Annotated in this window: 20 protein-coding genes; 8 read left to right on the top strand and 12 right to left on the bottom strand. The window is 32.9% G+C overall.

Going from position 1 to position 21,627, the window contains the following annotated elements:
• Positions 1-154 precede the first annotated feature (154 nt).
• The 11 genes from purD to purE are packed head-to-tail and all read right to left on the bottom strand — an operon-like array spanning position 155 to position 11,378.
• Entirely contained in the window at positions 155-1,393 is a 1,239-nt protein-coding gene (gene purD, locus CD116_RS02710) for a phosphoribosylamine--glycine ligase (protein WP_047550847.1), read from the bottom strand.
• A 22-nt stretch (positions 1,394-1,415) separates the two neighbouring features.
• Positions 1,416-2,894, bottom strand: a complete 1,479-nt coding sequence (gene purH / locus CD116_RS02705; protein ID WP_047447577.1) for a bifunctional phosphoribosylaminoimidazolecarboxamide formyltransferase/IMP cyclohydrolase — start codon at positions 2,892-2,894, stop codon at positions 1,416-1,418.
• Positions 2,895-2,908: 14 nt separating this feature from the next.
• Positions 2,909-3,475: a phosphoribosylglycinamide formyltransferase gene (gene purN, locus CD116_RS02700; RefSeq protein ID WP_047424832.1), complete on the bottom strand. Its 567-nt coding sequence runs from the start codon at positions 3,473-3,475 to the stop codon at positions 2,909-2,911.
• A 2-nt stretch (positions 3,476-3,477) separates the two neighbouring features.
• Positions 3,478-4,506 (bottom strand): phosphoribosylformylglycinamidine cyclo-ligase, encoded by a 1,029-nt coding sequence (gene purM, locus CD116_RS02695; RefSeq protein WP_047550844.1) that lies wholly within the window; start codon positions 4,504-4,506, stop codon positions 3,478-3,480.
• Positions 4,499-5,983, bottom strand: a complete 1,485-nt coding sequence (gene purF / locus CD116_RS02690) for an amidophosphoribosyltransferase (protein ID WP_047424828.1) — start codon at positions 5,981-5,983, stop codon at positions 4,499-4,501. The genes purM and purF overlap by 8 nt, the downstream gene beginning before the upstream one ends.
• Complete coding sequence (purL, locus tag CD116_RS02685) at positions 5,962-8,151, bottom strand: phosphoribosylformylglycinamidine synthase subunit PurL (protein ID WP_047550842.1); 2,190 nt, start codon at positions 8,149-8,151, stop codon at positions 5,962-5,964. Before purL ends, purF begins: the two co-directional genes overlap by 22 nt.
• Positions 8,144-8,815 (bottom strand): phosphoribosylformylglycinamidine synthase I, encoded by a 672-nt coding sequence (gene purQ, locus CD116_RS02680; RefSeq protein ID WP_047550839.1) that lies wholly within the window; start codon positions 8,813-8,815, stop codon positions 8,144-8,146. Before purQ ends, purL begins: the two co-directional genes overlap by 8 nt.
• Before the next feature lies 1 nt (position 8,816).
• Positions 8,817-9,077, bottom strand: coding sequence for a phosphoribosylformylglycinamidine synthase subunit PurS (purS, locus tag CD116_RS02675; RefSeq protein WP_047530574.1), 261 nt, complete (start codon positions 9,075-9,077; stop codon positions 8,817-8,819).
• Positions 9,077-9,781 carry a phosphoribosylaminoimidazolesuccinocarboxamide synthase gene (gene purC / locus CD116_RS02670; protein WP_047530576.1) on the bottom strand — a complete coding sequence of 235 codons (705 nt, stop codon included), beginning with the start codon at positions 9,779-9,781 and terminating at the stop codon, positions 9,077-9,079. Before purC ends, purS begins: the two co-directional genes overlap by 1 nt.
• A 3-nt stretch (positions 9,782-9,784) precedes the next feature.
• Entirely contained in the window at positions 9,785-10,909 is a 1,125-nt protein-coding gene (gene purK / locus CD116_RS02665; RefSeq protein ID WP_047550836.1) for a 5-(carboxyamino)imidazole ribonucleotide synthase, read from the bottom strand.
• Entirely contained in the window at positions 10,896-11,378 is a 483-nt protein-coding gene (purE, locus tag CD116_RS02660) for a 5-(carboxyamino)imidazole ribonucleotide mutase (protein WP_047550833.1), read from the bottom strand. The genes purK and purE overlap by 14 nt, the downstream gene beginning before the upstream one ends.
• 199 nt (positions 11,379-11,577) lie before the next feature.
• On the opposite strand from purE, the gene folD reads away from it, so the two are divergent.
• The 6 genes from folD (at position 11,578) to qoxD (ending at position 17,740) form a co-directional block, all read left to right on the top strand.
• Positions 11,578-12,438 (top strand): bifunctional methylenetetrahydrofolate dehydrogenase/methenyltetrahydrofolate cyclohydrolase FolD, encoded by an 861-nt coding sequence (gene folD, locus CD116_RS02655; RefSeq protein ID WP_047550830.1) that lies wholly within the window; start codon positions 11,578-11,580, stop codon positions 12,436-12,438.
• Between the two features lie 402 nt (positions 12,439-12,840).
• On the top strand, positions 12,841-13,158 hold the full coding sequence (locus tag CD116_RS02650; protein WP_047530587.1) for a DUF5011 domain-containing protein: 318 nt from the start codon (positions 12,841-12,843) through the stop codon (positions 13,156-13,158).
• Positions 13,159-13,769: 611 nt separating this feature from the next.
• Positions 13,770-14,870: a cytochrome aa3 quinol oxidase subunit II gene (qoxA, locus tag CD116_RS02645; RefSeq protein ID WP_047424812.1), complete on the top strand. Its 1,101-nt coding sequence runs from the start codon at positions 13,770-13,772 to the stop codon at positions 14,868-14,870.
• A complete protein-coding gene (qoxB, locus tag CD116_RS02640; protein WP_047530589.1) occupies positions 14,870-16,858 on the top strand; it encodes a cytochrome aa3 quinol oxidase subunit I in 1,989 nt (662 codons plus the stop codon). Before qoxA ends, qoxB begins: the two co-directional genes overlap by 1 nt.
• A complete protein-coding gene (gene qoxC / locus CD116_RS02635; protein WP_047424808.1) occupies positions 16,848-17,453 on the top strand; it encodes a cytochrome aa3 quinol oxidase subunit III in 606 nt (201 codons plus the stop codon). The genes qoxB and qoxC overlap by 11 nt, the downstream gene beginning before the upstream one ends.
• An 8-nt stretch (positions 17,454-17,461) precedes the next feature.
• Complete coding sequence (gene qoxD, locus CD116_RS02630; RefSeq protein ID WP_191239266.1) at positions 17,462-17,740, top strand: cytochrome aa3 quinol oxidase subunit IV; 279 nt, start codon at positions 17,462-17,464, stop codon at positions 17,738-17,740.
• A 453-nt stretch (positions 17,741-18,193) separates the two neighbouring features.
• Here the strand turns inward: qoxD and fmtA are convergent, their stop codons facing one another.
• Positions 18,194-19,387: a teichoic acid D-Ala esterase FmtA gene (fmtA, locus tag CD116_RS02625; protein ID WP_047550827.1), complete on the bottom strand. Its 1,194-nt coding sequence runs from the start codon at positions 19,385-19,387 to the stop codon at positions 18,194-18,196.
• A 439-nt stretch (positions 19,388-19,826) separates the two neighbouring features.
• On the opposite strand from fmtA, the gene CD116_RS02620 reads away from it, so the two are divergent.
• Positions 19,827-21,032, top strand: a complete 1,206-nt coding sequence (locus tag CD116_RS02620) for a polyisoprenyl-teichoic acid--peptidoglycan teichoic acid transferase (RefSeq protein WP_047550825.1) — start codon at positions 19,827-19,829, stop codon at positions 21,030-21,032.
• A gap of 54 nt (positions 21,033-21,086) precedes the next feature.
• On the top strand, positions 21,087-21,557 hold the full coding sequence (locus CD116_RS02615) for an osmotic stress response protein (protein ID WP_047550822.1): 471 nt from the start codon (positions 21,087-21,089) through the stop codon (positions 21,555-21,557).
• Positions 21,558-21,627 lie beyond the last annotated feature (70 nt).

Here is a 21,627-nt window from a genome sequence, read left to right as displayed (position 1 = left end):
TCCATAATACTTCAAAGAGAGGCCACAAACATGTTATATTGTTCATCCAAACATGTTGTGGCTCTCTTCGAAATTGTATATTAAAAATACCGCCACACATTGTAGCATTACGCAATATACAATGTGTGGCGGTATTTATGTGATGTTATTTACGTTACAATGCTTTATTCGCAATGTCGTGACGATAGAATAAATGGTCACTTCTAATATGTGATACTTTATCATATGCATCTCGTTGTGCTTCTGCGACATTGTTACCTTTTCCTACGGCAAGTATGACTCTACCACCCGATGTCACAAATGTATCTCCTTGCTTTCGCAATCCACTAATAAAATAGTTTTCATTTAAGTCAAAACCACTTACTTCATGTCCTTTTTCATACGTATCTGGATACCCTTTTGAAGCTAACATTACTCCAACAATTGTTTCATCTTTCCATTTAAAATGAATTTCTTTACCTTCATCTAAATCAATAATATGTTGCATTAAGTCACTTTCCATGCGACTTAATAATACTTGTGCTTCAGGATCTCCAAAACGAGCATTAAACTCAATTACTTTCGGTCCATCTTTAGTTAAAATAGCACCAATATATAAGACACCAAAGAAATGATAACCTTCATTTAACATTGCTTGAGCAATCGGTTGAGCAATTGTCTCATTAGTCAATTTCAACACATCATCACTTATATGTGGAACTGGACAATAAGCACCCATGCCACCTGTATTTGGTCCTTCATCGTTATCATATGCACGCTTATGATCTTGTGCAATACAATCAAATGGCACTGCTAAATTTCCATTGACAAAGGTCATTAATGAAAATTCTTCACCTTCTAAGAAAGTTTCGAATACTACCGTACCTTCTTCTTCTTCACCATACATGATTTCTATTGCACTTCTTGCTGCTTCAATTGTATCCACAATGATTACACCTTTACCAGCTGCTAAACCGTCTTTTTTAATGACAACTGGTAATTCACAGTCTTCAATATATAATAATGCATCTTTTTTACAATCAACTTCTTTATAATCTGCTGTCGGAATATCATATTTTTCCATTATTTTTTTAGCAAATAATTTCGATCCCTCGATTTGTGCTGCTTGTTTGTTTGGTCCGAATACTTTGAAACCATCTTCACGTAAAATATCTGCCAAACCATCAATCAATGGTTGTTCTGGACCTATAACTACCCAATCAATATTTTGACTTTTTGCAAATTCAAGTATCGCTTGGTGATCTGATTCAGCAATTTCAGTATGTACTTCAGCAACTGGTGACATTGCTTCGTTACCAGGAATTACATAAATTTGTTTTACACTGTCTGATTGATTAAGTTTATATGCTAGTGCATGCTCACGACCACCAGCACCTATTACTAATACATTCATCTAATGTTACGCCCCTTTAAAATTAATGTTTAAAATGTCGAGTGCCTGTAATAACCATTGCAATACCATGTTTATTTGCCATATCAATTGATTCCTGGTCTTTAATTGAACCACCTGGTTGAATGATTGCTTTAATGCCATGTTGAGCTGCAAGTTCAACTGTGTCACCCATAGGGAAAAATCCATCCGATACTAATGCAACACCATCATTGATTTCAATTGCTCTTTCTAATGCAATTTTAGCTGCACCAACACGATTCATTTGACCTGCACCAATACCAACAGTTTGTTTGTTATTACATAATATAATCGCATTACTTTTCACTGAAGGTACGACTTTCCATCCAAGTAACATTGCTTCCCATTGTTCATCTGTTGGCTCAACTTCTGTTACAATTTTCATTTCTTCTTTTGGAACAACATAGTTATCTTTATCTTGAACTAAATATCCACCAGATACAGAGACAAATTCTTCTTCATTACTGTCCAATGTCATATCAATCTCTAACAATCTCACATTTTTCTTTTGAGTCAAAACATTTAAAGCTTCATCTGTAAATTTAGGAGCAATAATAACTTCTAGAAAAATACTGTGCAATTGCTCTGCTAATTCAGGAGTTACAGTTCGATTTAATGCAACAATCCCACCAAAAATCGATTGACTATCCGCTTCAAAAGCATGTTGAAAAGCTTGTTCAATAGTATCACCGATACCAACACCACAAGGATTCATATGCTTAACTGCAACTGCTGCTGGAGTATCAAATTTTTTTACTAAGGCTAACGTAGCATCTGCATCTTTAATATTGTTATAACTTAATTGTTTCCCATGTAATTGTTTAGCGCCTGCAATCGTGTGCTTTGCATTTGAAGTTCTTACAAAATATGCTGATTGTTGAGGGTTCTCACCATATCTTAACGTTTCTTGGTCCCCTTTAAAGAAACGTACAATCGCTGAATCATATTCTGCAGTATGTTCATATACTTTAATCATTAATGATTTTCTAAACTCTTCATCTAATGAATCATTGTTTAAGCGTTCCAATACTTCATTATAATCAGAAGGATGCACAATTGTAGTCACATGTTTATAGTTTTTAGCCGCAGCACGCAACATAGTTGGTCCACCGATATCTATATTTTCAATAGCTTCATCCATTGTTACGTCGGGATTTGCAACAGTTTGTTGGAATGGATATAAATTAACAACAACCATATCTATTAAATCAATTTGTTGTTCTGATATTTCATTCAAGTGCTGTTGTTTATTTCTATCGGCTAAAATACCTCCGTGAACAGCTGGATGCAATGTCTTCACACGTCCGTCCATGATTTCAGGAAAATGCGTTAATTCTGAAACAGAATGAACGGGGATATTTGCTTCATCTAATGTACGTTTCGTTCCTCCGGTAGAATATAATTCATAATCTAACTGAGTTAACGCTTTAGCAAACTCTACAATACCTGTTTTATTTGATACGCTTAAAATAGCTTTTTTCATCACAAATATACTCCTTATTTTACAATTTTAGCTATAACACTTGGATATAATTCATATTCCAATCGCTTAACTTTCTCTTCTAATTGTTCTTTCGATTCGCCCGGTCTAATATCACATTGTCTTTGTTCTATAATTTCTCCCGTATCCATTCCACTATCAACATAATGAACTGTTGAACCTGTGATTGAATCACCACTTTGATAAGCTTGTCCTATTGCGTCAATCCCCTTATATTTCGGCAATAGTGATGGATGTATATTTAAAATTTTCCCTTCATATGAAGCTAATAAGTCTGGACCAATTAATCGCATATAACCAGCTAAAATAATCCACTCCACCTGATCTTTGTTTAATAATGTTAGTAAGTGTTGCTCATAATGCGCCTTTGAACTGAATTGTTTTGGTTCATTTATATATACAGAAATTTGATGTCTCTTTGCTCTATCTATACAAAATGCATCTTGATGATCCGTATATAAAGCTGTAATCTCGATATTTTCTAATTTTCCTGATTCAACATGTTCAACGATATTTTCAAAGTTACTTCCTGAACCTGATGCAAAAATTGCAATCTTAACCATTGTTATACCCCCAACAACTCAATTGCCAAATCTTCATTCTTTACTATTTGACCAATTCGATATGCTTCGACACCTTCTTCTTTTAAAATATCCAAAGCACGTGTCGCGTCTTTTTCGTCTACAATAACTGTATAACCGATACCCATATTGAATATGTTATACATTTCTGTTGTTTCAATTTCGCCTTGTTGTTGTAACCAATCAAATATTTTTGGTGTTGGGAACGATTTTACATCAATTTGTGCAGCATAACCTTCTGGTAACGCACGTGGTATGTTTTCATAAAATCCTCCACCAGTAATATGGTTCATTGCTTTTATAGAGATGTGCTTTTTCAAAGCAAGTACAGGTCTAACATATAATCTTGTTGGTTCCAAAAATACGTCAATAAATGTTCTATTATCAAATTCAGTAGATAAATCAATACCTGACTTTTGAATTAATTTACGTACTAAACTATAACCATTTGAGTGAATACCACTAGAAGCAAGGCCAATAATCACTTGACCTTCTTTAACTTGTGAACCATCGATATAGTCAGCTTTTTCTACTGCACCAACTGCAAAACCTGCTACATCGTACTCGCCTTCGTGATACATTTCTCCCATTTCAGCAGTTTCTCCACCTATTAATGCGGTATTCGTTTCTACACATGCATCACTAATTCCTTTCACTATTTGTTCAATTATTTCTGGCACAACTTTGTTCGTAGCAATGTAATCTAAAAAGTATAATGGTTCAGCACCCGTTGTTAAAATATCATTGACACACATCGCAACTGCATCGATACCGATTGAATCATGTTTACCATTATCTATCGCTAATTTCAATTTCGTACCAACACCGTCGGTACCGGAAACTAATACTGGTGCTGTCATATTTAATTCTGACAAATCAAAAGTAGCACCAAACCCTCCTAAACCACCAATAACTTCTTTACGCATCGTACGTTTAACATGACTCGACATTCTTTCTACCGCTTCATAACCAGCATGGATATTCACACCAGATTGTTCATATGCTTTAGACATTTAAATTTCCCTCGCTATCAAAAAAATGTTTATTTTTAGAAATATATTGTTTCTGTCTCTCACTTAAATGCGCTTTATAATTCGCCTCATAATCATAAAGTCCTGCAGGATAATCACCTGTAAAACTTTCTACACATAAGCCACTGTATGGTGCATCATAATCTAAGCCGATTGATTCGATTAATCCATCTACTGTTAGATATGCCAAAGAGTCAGCGCCTATATAATCCTTTATCTCTTCTGGTGATTTACTTGCAGAAATTAATTCAGCAGTCGTTGAAACATCGATACCATAGAAACTTGGAAACATAAATTCTGGAGATGCTATTCGTACGTGGACTTTATTCGCACCGGAATCCTTTAACATTTTCACAATACGACGAATTGTCGTTCCTCTAACAATCGAGTCGTCAACAAGTATGATATTTTTACCATCTACAATATCTTTCACTGCAGATAACTTCACTCTTACACCTTGTTCACGTAGTTCTTGAGTTGGTTGAATAAATGTTCTGGCAACATATTGGTTTTTTACAAGTCCCATTTCATATGGCAAACCAATTTCTTCTGCATATCCACTAGCAGCTGATAATGAAGAATTCGGCACACCAATCACCATATCTGCATCAACTGGACTTTCTTGCGCTAACTTTTTACCCGACGCTTTTCGAACTGCATGAACATTTTTGCCAGCAATAGTTGAATCTGGTCTTGCAAAATAAATATATTCCATAGCAGAAATAGCCGTTATCGTATGATGTGTATAAGATTTAACAGTAATACCTTCGTCATTAATTACAACATATTCACCTGCATGAATATCTTGGACAAATTCTGCGCCTAACACATCAATCGCACATGTTTCACTAGCAAGAATATACGTATTATCTTTCATTTTACCTACAACAAGAGGTCTAATCGCATTTGGATCAACAGCACCATATAAAGCATCCTTCGTTAAAATAGCAAAAGTAAACCCACCTTTAACTTTGCGAAGACTTTCTTTCAATGCTTCTTCAAAAGTTGGCGCCTTACTGCGACGAATCAAATGCATGATTACTTCAGTATCTGACGATGAATGAAAAATGGCACCTTGTTTTTCCAAATTTCTACGTAACGATTGTGCATTAATAAGGTTGCCATTATGACAAATACCTACACTCATATCGTAAAAGTGATACAAAAATGGCTGAATATTTTCAATACCTTTATTACCTGATGTTGCGTAACGAACATGGCCGATTGCATGCTCATATCCTTTCAGCTGTTCCATTTGATGATTTTTAATAGCTTCAGTTAATAATCCAAGCCCACGTTCACCTTTTAATTCATCATGGTTAGAAACAACAATACCTGCACCTTCTTGTCCTCGATGTTGCAAACTATGAAGTCCCATATAAGTTAATTGTGCTGCTTCAGGATGATTCCAAATACCAAATACGCCACATTCTTCGTTTAATCCTGAGTAGTTAAACATTGAGCAATAGCCCCTTCCCATATTTCTTTAATATCTGAAACATTTTCGCTAACTTCAGTAAATGGCGTTGTTACTTTGAAATTATCACTATCAGTTAATCGACCGATTTCAACTGCATGACCAATATTTAATGTTTCACCTGCTTTAACAGATACAACATAACGCCCTTGTGTTTCACTAAATAATTGAGCATTTGTTAAATCAATAGAAGTATTAAGTCCAATTCCGTAATGAGCACTTATTTTGGCTAACGTTAACAATAAGCCACCTTTACCAACTGTTTGTACATGAGAAATTTTGCCATCACGAATTGCTGTTTTAATTGCCTCACCTTTTGCAACTTCCGAACTTAAATCAAGTGCTTCGAATTCGTGATTTACTCTACCGTAAATTAACTTTTCAAGTTGGCTACCACCAAAGTCATCTTTAGTATCACCAATTAAATATAACTTATCACCAACCTGTGGCTCGAAATCATTTAAATAATCAACATTTTCAATTAAACCAACCATTCCAACGACTGGCGTTGGGAAAATAGAAGTCCCTTTCGTTTCGTTATATAATGACACATTTCCAGAAACAACAGGTGTTTTAAGTATGTCGCAAGCTTCTGCCATACCTTTAGTTGAATCGATTAGTTGTTGATAAATTTCTTTCTTTTCAGGGGAACCATAATTCAAGCAGTCTGTCATTGCTAATGGTGTTGCTCCTACGGCAATTAAATTACGATATGCTTCTGCTACAACCATCTTTCCACCTTCATATGGATTGTTATATACGTATCGTGCTTCTCCATCAATTGTTGAAGCAATAGCTTTATTAGTACCTTCTACACGTACAACAGAAGCTTGAAGTCCTGGCTTAATAATTGTGTTTGCACCAACTTGTTGATCATATTGATCATATAAATAATGTTTTGATGCAAGTGTTGGATGTTGTAACAATTTAAAGAATGTATCTTTAACATCGATTTGGCTATAGTCATTTTTTGAAGTATTGTAGTATTTTTCTTCTCCTTCTAAAATATATACAGGCGCTTCATCAGCAAGTGGTTCAACAGGAATATCAGCAAAAACTTCATCTTCATATGTTAAAACAAAACGATTGGTATCTGTAACTTCACCAATTACTGCACTATCTAGTTCATGTTTATCAAATAAATCTAAAAACTTCTGTTCTGTTCCTTTTTCAACAACTAGTAACATACGTTCTTGTGTTTCAGACAACATCATTTCATATGGTGAGATACCTGGTTCACGAGTTGGGACTTGGTCCAATCGTAAGTGCAATCCACTGCCACCTTTTGCGGCCATTTCAGAAGATGATGATGTTAAGCCAGCTGCACCCATATCTTGAATACCAACTAATTCATCAAATGTGATTGCTTCAAGCGTAGCTTCCATTAATTTTTTCCCTACAAATGGGTCTCCTATTTGGACAGATGGACGTTTACTTTCACTTTCTTCAGTTAATTCTTCAGAAGCAAAAGTAGCTCCATGGATACCATCACGACCTGTTTTCAAACCAACATAGATAACTGAATTGCCAATACCTTTTGCTGTACCTTTTTGAATCATGTCATGATCTATAACACCAACACACATTGCATTAACTAGTGGATTGCCATCGTATCGTTCATCAAATTCAATTTCACCAGCTGTTGTTGGTATGCCGATACAATTACCATAGCCACCAATACCTTTAACAACACCTTTAAGTAATCGTTGGTTCTGCTTATTATCCAATTCTCCAAATCTAAGACTGTTTAATAAGTTGATTGGCCTCGCACCGATTGACACAATATCACGAATAATTCCACCCACACCTGTGGCTGCACCTTGATATGGTTCGATTGCAGATGGATGATTATGAGATTCGACTTTAAATACTACGGCCTGATTATCACCAATATCAACAACCCCAGCACCTTCACCTGGTCCCATTAATACATGTTCACCTGTCGTAGGAAACTGCTTTAAAAATGGTTTAGAATGTTTATAAGAACAATGTTCACTCCACATTACAGAAAAGATACCAGTTTCTGTAAAATTTGGTTGTCTGCCTAAAATGTCACAAACCTTTTCATATTCTTGATCACTTAACCCCATATCTTGATATACTTTTTCAAGTTTAATTTCCTCTACACTTGGTTCGATAAATTTAGACATGTTGTTCCCTCCAACTTTTTACCATTGCTTCAAATAATTTAACACCGCTGTCAGTACCTAATAACTTTTCTAATGCTCTTTCAGGATGTGGCATCATACCACATACATTTCCTTCTTTATTTATAATTCCAGCAATATCAGCATAAGAACCATTCGGATTATTCACATATTTCAGAATAATTTGATTGTTATCAATTAATTGTTTATACATTTCATCTGTACAATAATAATGTCCTTCTCCATGGGCAACTGGATATATTACTTTTTCACCTTTTTTATATAAATTTGTAAATGATGTTTGATTATTAATAATTTCTAACTCTTCGTTTCTACTAATAAATAAATGAGAATCATTGTGTAGTAAAGCACCAGGTAATAAACCAATCTCTGTTAATATCTGAAACCCATTACAAACGCCCAATACAGGCTTTCCTTCTTCTGCTAAACGTTTAACTTCAGAAATAATTGGCGCAACACTAGCCATCGCTCCAGATCTTAAGTAATCTCCAAATGAGAAACCTCCAGGAATAAGAACACCGTCAAATCCTTTTAATGATGTCTCTCTATAATCTACATAATCCGCTTCAACTCCGCTTTTAATGGCAGCATTATACATATCTCTATCGCAATTGGAACCCGGAAAGACAAGAACTGCAAACTTCATCTTATGCATTCTCCTTTTCATCAATCACTTTATAGCTATACTCTTCGATTACTGTATTGGCAAATAATTTCTCACTTAGTGTAGTAATGATGTTATGTACGTTTTCATCACTCGCCTCATCAACCGTCATATATAATACTTTGCCTACACGAATATCATTTACTTGCGAATAACCTAGGTCATGTACTGCTCTATTAAGCGTTTGCCCTTGTGTATCTAATACTTGCGGCTGTAATGTGATATGTAGTTCAATTGTTTTCATTATTTTAAATCCTCCAATTTATTTAAAAATAGTTGATATGTTTCTATTAATGAACCTGTATTATTTCTATAAACATCTTTATCAAAATTTACATTTGTATCTTTATCCCAAATACGACATGTATCAGGAGATATTTCATCTGCTAATAAAATTTTACCTGTCTCAGTTTTTCCAAACTCAATTTTAAAATCAACTAATTTTAAATTCATTTCTTCCATGAATTGTTTCAACACTTCATTGATTGCTAATGCTTTCATCTTCAATATTTTAATATCTTCATCATTTGCAATATTTAATAATTTGATATGATCTTCAGTAATCAAAGGATCATTTAAATCATCGTTTTTATAGAAAAATTCCACAAGTGGTTCTTTAAATATTTGTCCATTTTCTAAACCTAGACGTTTAGTAATAGATCCACTCGCAATATTTCGAACAACCACTTCTAATGGAATGATTTTAACTGATTCTACAAGTTGCTCTGTATCGGATAACCGCTTTATAAAATGGCTTTCAACACCTTTTTCTTGCAAATGTTTAAATATGATTGACGTAATTTGATTATTTAATCGCCCTTTACCAACCATTGTATCTTTTTTTGCACCATTGCCTGCAGTTACATCATCTTTATATTCAACTCTCAATTCATGATTATTATTCGTCGAGAAAATACGTTTTGCTTTTCCTTCATATAAAAGTGTCATGATTTAATTTCTCCCCTCAAATTTAGCGTACATGTCTTGTTCAGTTTGATTAATATCATTAGTTAATACCGTTATATGACCCATTTTCCTATTATCTTTACGTTCATTTTTACCATAAATGTGTAAATGCCATTCTGGGTGTTTTGTAAATTCTTCTTCTAACAAATTTAAATCTTTACCTAACAAGTTCATCATTACTGCTGGTTTTAATAATTCAATCTCATTAGGTAATGATTGACCAGTAACTGCTAAAATATGCGTATCAAATTGTGAATAGTCACATGCTTCAATCGAATAATGTCCGGAATTATGTGGTCTCGGTGCAATTTCATTTACATAAAGTTGGTTATTTCTATCTATAAAAAACTCAACTGTAAATGTACCGATAAAATAAATTGCACTTATGATTTTTTCAACTTGTTCTTTCGCTTCTTCGACTTTATCTATGCGTGCCGGAACAATTGTTTTATATAATATTTGATTTCTATGTTCATTTTCTTGTAAAGGGAAATAAGTAATTTGATTGTTGATTCCTCTTGTAACAGTGAGAGATACTTCTTTTTGAATCTCAAGATATTTTTCAGCGACACATTCATTTTTATCAATTAATGCATAAACATCTTGTAAACCTGCTTGATTTTCTACTAAGATTTGACCTTTGCCATCGTACCCACCAAATCTTGTTTTCACTATGAATGGATAACCTAACGTTGCAATTGCTTTATCAATATCACTAGGTTGTTTAATTGATTGAAAAGGAACTACTTGGGTACCTGCATTTAATAATGTTTCTTTTTCAGTTAAGCGGTCTTGTAATAACTGAATAGCTTGGTACCCTTGTGGAATATTAAATTTTTCAGTCATTAATTTTAATTTTTGTGCTGAAATGTTTTCGAATTCATAAGTAATAACATCACAATTGTTACCTAATTGATTAAGTGCTGCTTCATCATCATAATTCGCGTGTATAAATGAATGTGCAACATATCTACACGGGCAATCTTCATTCGGATCTAACACTATCACTTTATATCCCATTTTCTGAGCTGATTGTGCCATCATCTTGCCAAGTTGACCTCCACCTATAATTCCAATGGTCGCACCAAATTTTAATTTACTGAAGATCATTTTGCATATCCTCCACTTTCTGCATTAAAGCTGCTTCGTACTGATCGAGTTTTTTAACTATCTTTTCATTTTGGATGCTTAACATTCTCGCTGCTAGAATCCCAGCATTTTTAGCACCCGCCTTACCTATTGCCGTTGTAGCAACCGGAATACCTCCAGGCATTTGTACAATAGATAGTAAAGAATCTAAACCTTTTAAACTTTTAGTCTCAATTGGAACGCCAATGACTGGTAATGTTGTTAAAGATGCAACCATTCCTGGTAAATGAGCTGCACCACCAGCACCTGCAATTATAATAACAATACCTTTTTGTCTTGCTTCGGAAGCAAATCGCACCATCATTTTTGGCGTACGATGTGCTGACACAACTAGTTTTTCGTACGGAATTTCAAAATAATCCAACATGTTACAGCTTTCTTGCATAATATTCCAATCGGAAGAACTGCCCATAATGACTGCTACTTTCACTTTGTACACCCTTTCAAAAGTTTGAATTGTGAATTACTTTAGTTGTATATTATAGATATAGCATAACAAGCAATTTCTGCTTTTTCAATCAAAAATCGAACTTTATTTAGAATTTTTGTTTGAATTTACGTCTTTTGCTATGTAAATTAGAAATACAACAATACAAAGTTAGGATATTTTATTAGGAGGAGAAATTTTTATGGTTGCTAAAATTTTAGATGGTAAACAAATTGCCAAAGACTACAGACAAGGGTTACAAGATCAAGTTGAAGCGCTAAAAGAAAAAGGCTTTACACCTAAATTATCAGTTATACTTGTAGGAAACGATGGCGCTAGTCAAAGTTATGTTCGATCAAAAAAGAAAGCAGCTGAAAAAATTGGAATGATTTCAGAAATCGTACATTTAGAAGAAACAGCTACTGAAGAAGAAGTATTAAACGAACTAAATAGATTAAATAACGATGACTCTGTAAGTGGCATCTTGGTTCAAGTACCACTACCAAAACAAGTCAGCGAACAAAAAGTATTAGAAGCAATTAATCCAGACAAAGATGTTGATGGTTTTCACCCAATAAATATTGGAAAGTTATATATCGATCAGCAAACATTCGTTCCATGTACACCTTTAGGAATTATGGAAATATTAAAACACGCTAATATAGATTTAGAAGGCAAAAATGCCATTGTAATTGGCCGTAGTCATATAGTTGGACAGCCAGTTTCTAAGTTATTACTTCAAAAAAATGCGTCTGTTACTATCTTACATTCACGTTCAAAAGATATGGCTTCATATTTAAAAGATGCGGACGTTATTGTCAGTGCAGTGGGTAAACCTGGTTTAGTAACAAAAGATGTTGTTAAAGAAGGCGCCGTTATTATAGATGTAGGTAATACACCTGATGAAAATGGTAAATTAAAAGGTGATGTTGATTACGAAGCAGTTAAAGAAATTGCTGGTGCAATTACACCGGTTCCTGGCGGAGTTGGCCCCTTAACAATAACAATGGTTTTAAATAATACATTACTTGCTGAAAAGATGCGTAGAGGTATTGATGCATAATATGATTTTAAAAACGAATGTGGCAAACTTATATTTTTATAAGCTCGCATTCGTTTTTCTTGTTGAATTTGCGACAAAATGTAAAGGAAATATTAAGATAAGAATTCGATAGTTAGCAACTTTAAACTTGTTAACTGTCGAATTTATACAACAAATTTGCTTTGAATATTTATTTTGTACCTTGAATTAAGTTAACTTTATTTTTAAATTATACTTTGCATATAGTTTTTACAATTGTGGCAGATTTTCAAAACAATAATAATTTCTTCATTAATTATAAATTTATATTTAAATTTCATTCTTTATAAGGTAAGATTAGGACTATAGTATGATGTGTAAATAATAAAATTTAAGGTATAGTAAAGTTAACTCAGAAATGACTTATCATTCGGAGGTTACATTATGAATAAACTATTACAGTCATTATCAGCCCTTGGTGTTTCTGCTACACTAGTAACACCAAATTTAAGTGCAGAAGCAACAACGAATACTACACCGCAAATTAAAGGCGCAAATGATATCGTTATTAAGAAAGGTCAAGATTATAACCTTCTAAACGGCATAAGTGCATTTGATAAAGAAGATGGAGATTTAACTGACAAAATCAAAATTGATGGTCAAATTGATACAACTAAATCTGGCAAGTATCAAATTAAATATCACGTCACTGACTCAGATGGCGCAATTGAGACTTCCACAAGAAGTATCGAAGTTAAATAATTCTATACAAAAAGGTAGCAAAACATTTAATTTGCTACCTTTTTATTTTTAAGATTGCTAATCATTCTCCTATTTCAAAACATTATTTTAATCATACAACTTTTTACAATTAATAATGCTGTAATTAAAAGGATATTTTTCTCACTAACTTATCACAATTTTATTTTAGTAGTTTTTGCAATATATAAATCTATCCAAAATGGTCAAATATCCTTATATTTAATCAGACTTTCGCTTTGCTCATTTTTAAATTTGTAAATGACAATTTTGTTATTATTACAAAAATAAATATTCAAAAATAAATACATGACCGTCTTTTTAAAATATACTTATTTGATAATTCTCAACTTTTTTTATTTTCTTTCAATTCTTCTATAAATGACACTCATTCTCAGATTCCCTTTTAAATATGAAGCTTTTTTTCAAAAATCCTGCTAGTCACAAAATGTACACATAATTTTAACAAATGTGTGAACCCCCGTCATACCTTGATTTCTCTATACTTTTGACACAATTTTATTAATTTTTTTCCCATAAGCCCTTGTAAATATTGTGTAATAACTTAAAATTAATGTTAAGCCCTACATTTGTAGTATTAGGAGGTCAAAAAAGTGTCAAAATTTAAGTCTTTGCTTCTATTATTTGGCACACTAATTTTACTTAGTGGTTGTTCAAATATAGAAATTTTCAACGCAAAAGGGCCAGTAGCAAGTAGCCAGAAGTTCTTGATCATTTATTCAATTATCTTCATGCTTGTTATTTGTTTCGTTGTACTTGGCATGTTCGCCATTTTTATTTACAAGTATAGTTATAATAAGAATGCCGAATCTGGTAAGATGCACCATAATGCCATCATTGAAACAATATGGTTTGTAATACCTATCTTAATCGTTGCTGCTTTAGCTATTCCTACAGTTAAAACATTATACGATTACGAAAAACCACCGAAGAGTGAGAAAGATCCAATGGTTGTATATGCAGTTAGTGCAGGATACAAATGGTTCTTTGCTTATCCAGATGAACATATAGAGACTGTTAATACTTTAACAATCCCTAAAAATCGTCCAGTTGTATTTAAGCTTCAAGCAATGGATACAATGACTAGTTTCTGGATTCCACAATTAGGTGGTCAAAAATATGCCATGACTGGCATGACAATGAATTGGACGTTAGAAGCAGATCAAACTGGTACATTCAGAGGTCGTAACTCTAACTTCAATGGTGAAGGTTTCTCACGCCAAACATTTAAAGTAAATGCCGTTAGTCAAAAAGACTACGACAAATGGGTGAAAGAAGTAAAAGGTAAGAAAACGTTAGATCAAGATACATTTGATAAACAATTATTACCTAGCACTGCTAACAAGCCTTTAGAATTTAATGGTACACATATGGCGTTTGTAGATCCTGCAGCCGATCCAGAATACATCTTCTATGCATATAAACGTTTCAATTTCAAATTGAAAGATCCAAACTTCACTAGTGAAGAAGATATGTATAAAGATGTATCAGACAAACCATTAATACCTGCTCGTAAAGCTCAAATTACAAATGCGAACTACAAACGACATGGTATGAAATTAATGATTCTTGGAAATGACGAACCATATAACAATGAGTTCAAGAAAGATGAATCGAAAAATGCGAAAGAAATGAAGAAAATTTCTAAAGATGCGCAAGATCAAGACAATGATGATCATGGAGGTGGACATTAATGAATTTTCCATGGGATCAATTACTAGTTAAAGGTAACTGGATGATTACAATGGCACAAATTGGTGCCCCATTCTTAGTTATTGGTTTAATTGCAGTAATTACTTACTTTAAATTATGGAAATATCTTTACAGAGAATGGTTCACATCTGTAGACCATAAGAAAATCGGTGTTATGTATTTAATCTGTGCCGTGTTAATGTTCGTCCGTGGTGGTATTGATGCGTTACTTATTCGTGCGCAATTAACAGTACCAGATAACAAGTTTTTAGAATCAAACCACTATAACGAAATCTTTAGTACACATGGTGTAATCATGATTATCTTCATGGCAATGCCATTTATCTTTGGTTTATGGAATATCGTAGTTCCATTACAAATTGGAGCACGTGATGTTGCATTCCCAGTTTTAAACAACGTAAGTTTCTGGCTATTCTTTGCAGGTATGATTTTATTCAACCTGTCATTTATTATTGGTGGTTCACCAGCAGCTGGTTGGACAAACTATGCGCCACTAGCAGGTGAATTCAGTCCTGGTCCGGGTGTTAACTATTACTTAATAGCTATACAAATTTCAGGGCTTGGTACCCTAGCTACCGGTATCAACTTCTTTGTAACAATTTTAAGATGTAAAACACCAACTATGAAGTTTATGCAAATGCCTATGTTCACAGTTACAACGTTTATTACTACATTAATTGTTATTCTTGCTTTCCCTCCTTTAACAGTAGCGTTAGCATTAATGACAACTGATAGAATATTTGATACTGCATTCTTCACAGTTGCAAATGGCGGTATGCCAATGCTATGGGCTAACTTCTTCTGGGTATGGGGGCACCCTGAAGTTTATATCGTTATCCTTCCTGCATTTGGTATTTACTCAGAAATTATTCCGACATTCGCTCGTAAGCGTTTATTCGGACATCAAAGTATGGTATGGGCAACTGCCGGTATTGCGTTCCTTAGTTTCTTAGTTTGGGTTCACCATTTCTTCACAATGGGTAATGGTGCATTAATCAACTCATTCTTCTCAATTTCAACAATGCTGATTGGTATTCCAACCGGTGTGAAATTGTTCAACTGGTTATTAACATTATATAAAGGTCGTATTACATTTGAGTCACCAATGCTATTCTCATTAGCATTTATACCAAACTTCCTATTAGGTGGTGTTACTGGTGTAATGTTAGCAATGGCATCAGCTGACTATCAATATCACAATACGTATTTCTTAGTAGCTCACTTCCACTATACATTGGTTACTGGTGTTGTATTTGCCTGCCTAGCTGGTTTAATCTTCTGGTATCCTAAGATGATGGGTTACAAATTAAACGAAACATTAAACAAATGGTGCTTCTGGTTCTTCATGATTGGATTTAACGTTTGTTTCTTACCACAATTCATTCTTGGATTAGATGGTATGCCACGTCGTTTATACACTTACATGCCATCAGATGGTTGGTTCTTATTGAACTTTATTTCAACTATCGGTGCATTACTAATGGCAATCGGATTCTTATTCCTAGTTGTTAGTATCGTTTACAGTCACTTCAAATCTCCACGTGAAGCTACTGGAGATAACTGGGATGGCCTTGGTCGTACTTTAGAGTGGACTACTGCTTCAGCAATTCCACCTAAATATAACTTTGCTATTACACCAGATTGGAATGACTACGACACATTTGTTGATATGAAAGAACATGGTCGTCATTACTTAGACAACCATAATTACAAAGACATTCATATGCCAAACAATACACCTGTTGGTTTCTGGATCGGTATCTTTATGACTATCGGCGGTTTCTTCTTAATTTTCGAAACTGTTATTCCAGCGTTATTATGCTTATTCGGTATTTTTGGTACTATGATTTATCGCAGTTTCCAAGTCGATCATGGATACCACATCCCTGCTGCTGAAGTTGCTGAAACTGAAGCTCGATTAAGAGAAGCGCGTATTAAAGAAAGGGAGGCTGTAAGTCATGAGTCATGATACAAACACTATTGATTCACGCACACATGAAGGCGAATTAAATAAGCTTGGCTTTTGGATTTTCATTACAGCCGAATTTGCGTTATTCGGTACCCTATTTGCAACACTATTAACTTTGCAACACGGTGGCGATTATGCAGGTAAAATGACTACTGAGTTATTTGAATTGCCTCTTGTTTTAATAATGACGTTTGCATTATTATTCAGTTCTTACACTTGTGGTATTGCAATTTACTACATGCGTCAAGAGAAGCAAAAGTTAATGATGTTCTGGATGATCATTACATTACTTTTAGGTTTAGTCTTTGTTGGATTCGAAATTTTCGAATTCGCACACTATGCATCAGAGGGCGTTAACCCAACTATCGGCTCATACTGGTCTAGTTTCTTCATCCTATTAGGAACACATGGTTGTCACGTATCATTAGGTATCGTTTGGGCGATTTGTTTATTAATCCAAATCCAACGACGCGGATTAGATAAATACAATGCGCCAAAATTATTTATCGTAAGTTTATACTGGCACTTTTTAGATGTTGTTTGGGTATTCATCTTTACTGCCGTATATATGATAGGGATGGTGTATAGCGGATGAGTACAATAATGAAACATACAGTCGGATTTATCGCATCTATCGTATTAACGCTTTTAGCAGTTTACGTAACACTATACACATCATTAACATTCCATGCGAAGGTGACAATTATCTTTGGCTTTGCATTCGTTCAAGCAGGACTTCAATTATTAATGTTCATGCATTTAACTGAAGGTAAAGATGGACGTTTACAAACTTTCAAAGTTATCTTCGCTCTTGTCATTACACTTTGTTTCGTAATCGGAACATACTGGGTTATGCAAGGCGGTCACTCTTCACACTTATAAACGACATTTAAATAATGTAAAGTTTAACCAGCTAACATAAAGTTAGCTGGTTTTTATATTACTATTTAGTTTAGTGAGAATCTCAGCTCAACATAAAAACACTTTCTACATCACTCTATTTATTAAATCACTACCTATCATTAAAACTTTCTATTATATTCCTCTATTTAATTATGTTCATTTACACATGATTTTTATCTTTGTAAAAATGTAATGAGGGCATACATCGTTTTAAGTTTAACCTCAACCTACATTTACCTCTTCTTAAATAGCAATCCAAACTTATATAATCAAAATTGTACTCTTTAAATACATCATTTTATTTTGAACGCTTTTAATTTAAAATCCCCTTCTTTATTTTCAAATCAAAAAAGAAGATATAATTATGCACTATGATCATTTCAGGTTTAACTTTCCCTTAATGTCATTTTGCATATTATACCTTCCATAATTTTATTGAACTATAACACCTTTCGTATTGTAAGGTTTATTTTGTTTTAAAATATTATTATATATGTGCTTGATTCGAACTTCATTATTACCCTTAACATTTAACGCAAGGACTACAACATATTTATCATTATAATACACTGTGAACACTTGCCCGAAAAATCCACCATTTAGACGATTTAATGTTGGTTTAACATAAAAACCATATCGATATTCATCTGGGTATTGTTTTGTACCAAACTCATGCAATAATGGATTAGTTATTTTGGGATTAAATAATTTATTTTGTTGTATTTGTGTAATTAATTTCCCCATATCTGATGGAGTCATATATAAATTACCCGCACCATAGTACTGCTGTAAAATATTGGGCTTTAAGAATGATAGCCCTGTAGTGTTATATGAATATCCTTTAGCTAAGTATTGTTTGAATGGCTTTTCATCATAAAATGCTGAATGTTCTAATTTTAATGGATCACCAATTTTTGTATAGTAGTTTTCTGCATAAGATTTGCCAGTAACTTCCTCTATAACTTTAGCTAGTACTAAATAGTTCCCATCATTGTACATATGTTTCTTGTATTTCTTAGGATCGATACCACGTTTTTGAATCGCTCTAACTGCTTGATCTAAGTTCTTATAGTCTTTTGAAGATTTATATTTGTATAATCCACTTTGATGTAGCATCAAATCTTTTAAAGGAATTGGTTTTGATGTTTTAAACCACGGGATATATTTACTAACAGGATCATTAATGTTTATTTTATGTTCTTCTTCTAATTGTTTTAACAATAACCCCGTTGAAAATTTTTGTGCAGAACCTATTAAAAACATTGTATTTGGTGTGTTTTTAATACCTTTTTCAAAATTTTGATAGCCATAACCTTTACTCATTTTCAATTTACCATTTTCATAAATGGCTACTGACCCATTGAACAATGAACTTTGTAAATACTGATCAATTTTCTTATATTTAGGATCTTTGCTATTATATATGGTCTTTAACTTCGAAGGTGCAGCTTTATTTTTATCTCGACCTACCAAATATTTTTCATTATCAGATAACTTTGTTTCTTTATGTATGGGCTCAAGAGAGTTCGTTTTAGTCTCCCAGTGATGGAAAACTAATGCCAAACTAATAATGATAAATAATAGTACACACGCATGTATAACTAATTTCACTTTATTAAATTTCATTTGATAATTGCCTCACAATGTTTTCGTTTTTTATTTGTAAATAGTTTTCATATAAACTTGATTATATCAAAGCATTATCACTAAAAACCGTTGTTTACATCTAAAACTATTTAGTAATATTTTTTCAATTAAGTTCTTATTACAACAAAATCAATTATACCTTATCGCATTGTATAAATCACTTGAATTTATATTACGCCTTTAAAATTTTTTAGACATCATACTAAAGTCGCATTATATTTTTAAAAATGCTTTTTGTTTTAACAAAACATTCAAATTACAAGAAACATTGGCATAATATTTGTAATTTTTACTATAAAGTACTACAATTTAAGGCTATAATGTACTAGTAATGATGTTGTATTTTTAACGTTCAACTAATTATATTTTAAAATAATGATTATGATTTAACAAAAAATTTAATATAGGAGCATCAATCATGAATAAATTTTTAAAATACTTTTTGATCCTTCTAGCATTGGTTCTAATTGTTGTTCCAATAGTCTATGCTACGTTACTTTTTAAAACGTCTCAAGACGCATTCGAATCTTCTCAAGATAGTAAAAATGCTAATCGTCAATCCAATTTACGTGACAAAAAAGTAAATCCTGAAGAACAGCCTATCTCAATACTATTTTTAGGTATCGATGATAATGATGGCAGAAGAAAAAAAGGGCAAGATGCTGAACACTCTAGATCGGATGCTATGATTTTAACTACTTTTAATCAAAATAAACATCAAATTAGAATGCTTAGTATTCCCCGTGATACAATTAGCTACATTCCAAAAGTTGGATACTATGACAAAATCACACATGCCCATGCATATGGTGGTCCAATTGCCTCAATGGATTCTGTTGAAGCTACAATGAATGTTCCGGTTGATTATTACGTCAGAATTAATATGAAAGCATTTGTTGAAGCTGTCAATGAACTTGGCGGTATATATTATGATGTGCCATACGATTTAAATGAACCAAACACTGATGATACTGGTAAAATCAAAATTAAAAAAGGTTATCAAAAACTGAATGGTGATGAAGCTTTAGCTGTTGCTAGAACGAGACACCATGATTCAGATTTAAAACGTGGTCAACGACAAATGGAATTAATTAAGATTTTATTCCAAAAAGCACAAGAAGTTGATTCTATCGATAAATTAGATAATGTAATTCAAATTGTTGGTAAAAATGCTAAACATAATTTAACGAACTCTGAAATTAAAGCTTTAGCAAAAATGTATTTAACAAATGATGTTAAAATCAAAACTGCACAATTAAAAGGTAAAGATGATATGTTGAATGGTATTTACTACTACCATCCTAGCGTTGAAAGTATTCAAAAATATGCAAACTTACTTCGTGAAGATTTAGAACTATCACCTATTAATGATAAAAATGATTTCTTAGATCAACGTGTTATTAACCATTATGGTTCTTTAATTCCATTAACACCTTTAGATAGTAGTTTATTGAGAAAAGAACAAAATGATACGACTGATAAAGAAAAAGATAAATCTTCTGAAGATAATAGTGACTCTAATAGCCAACAACAATCTGGAACAGATCAAAATACAAATCAAAACCAAAATAATGTACAACAAGCACCACAGTCTTCAAATAACCAAAATGGCGTAATAAATTAACTTTAATTAGTAATTAATCTTTAACATAAACTATTTATGAAAGGAGCATCATATATGAGTCGAAAAACATATGAAAAAATCGCTAATATAAATGGTATGTTCAATGTGTTAGAACAACAAATTATTCATAGTCAAGATATGGCTCATTTTAGGAGTGAATTTTTTTACGTCAATCATGAGCATCGCGAAAATTATGAAGCACTCTTAATATATTATAAAAATAGTATTGAGAACCCTATTGTAGATGGTGCATGTTATATATTGGCATTACCTGAAATTTTCAATAGTGTCGATGTTTTTGAATCAGAATTACCATTTTCATGGGTTTATGATGAAAATGGCATTACTGAAACAATGAAATCACTAAGTATTCCATTACAATATTTAGTTGCAGCAGCGTTAGAAGTGACAGATGTGAATATATTTAAACCTTCAGGATTTACTATGGGAATGAATAACTGGAATATTGCCCAAATGCGAATTTTTTGGCAGTACACAGCTATCATTAGAAAAGAAGCACTATAAACTATTGTTTTCATAAGCTATAAAGATGATTAACTTGAATCATTTTTATAGCTTTTTTATTTGTTTTTAA

Source organism: Staphylococcus schweitzeri (assembly GCF_002902405.1).
In the GTDB taxonomy this organism is placed as follows: Bacteria; Bacillota; Bacilli; order Staphylococcales; family Staphylococcaceae; genus Staphylococcus; species Staphylococcus schweitzeri.
The sequence above is the reverse complement of the archived record's forward strand: the minus strand, read 5'-3'. Positions and strand labels throughout refer to the sequence as shown.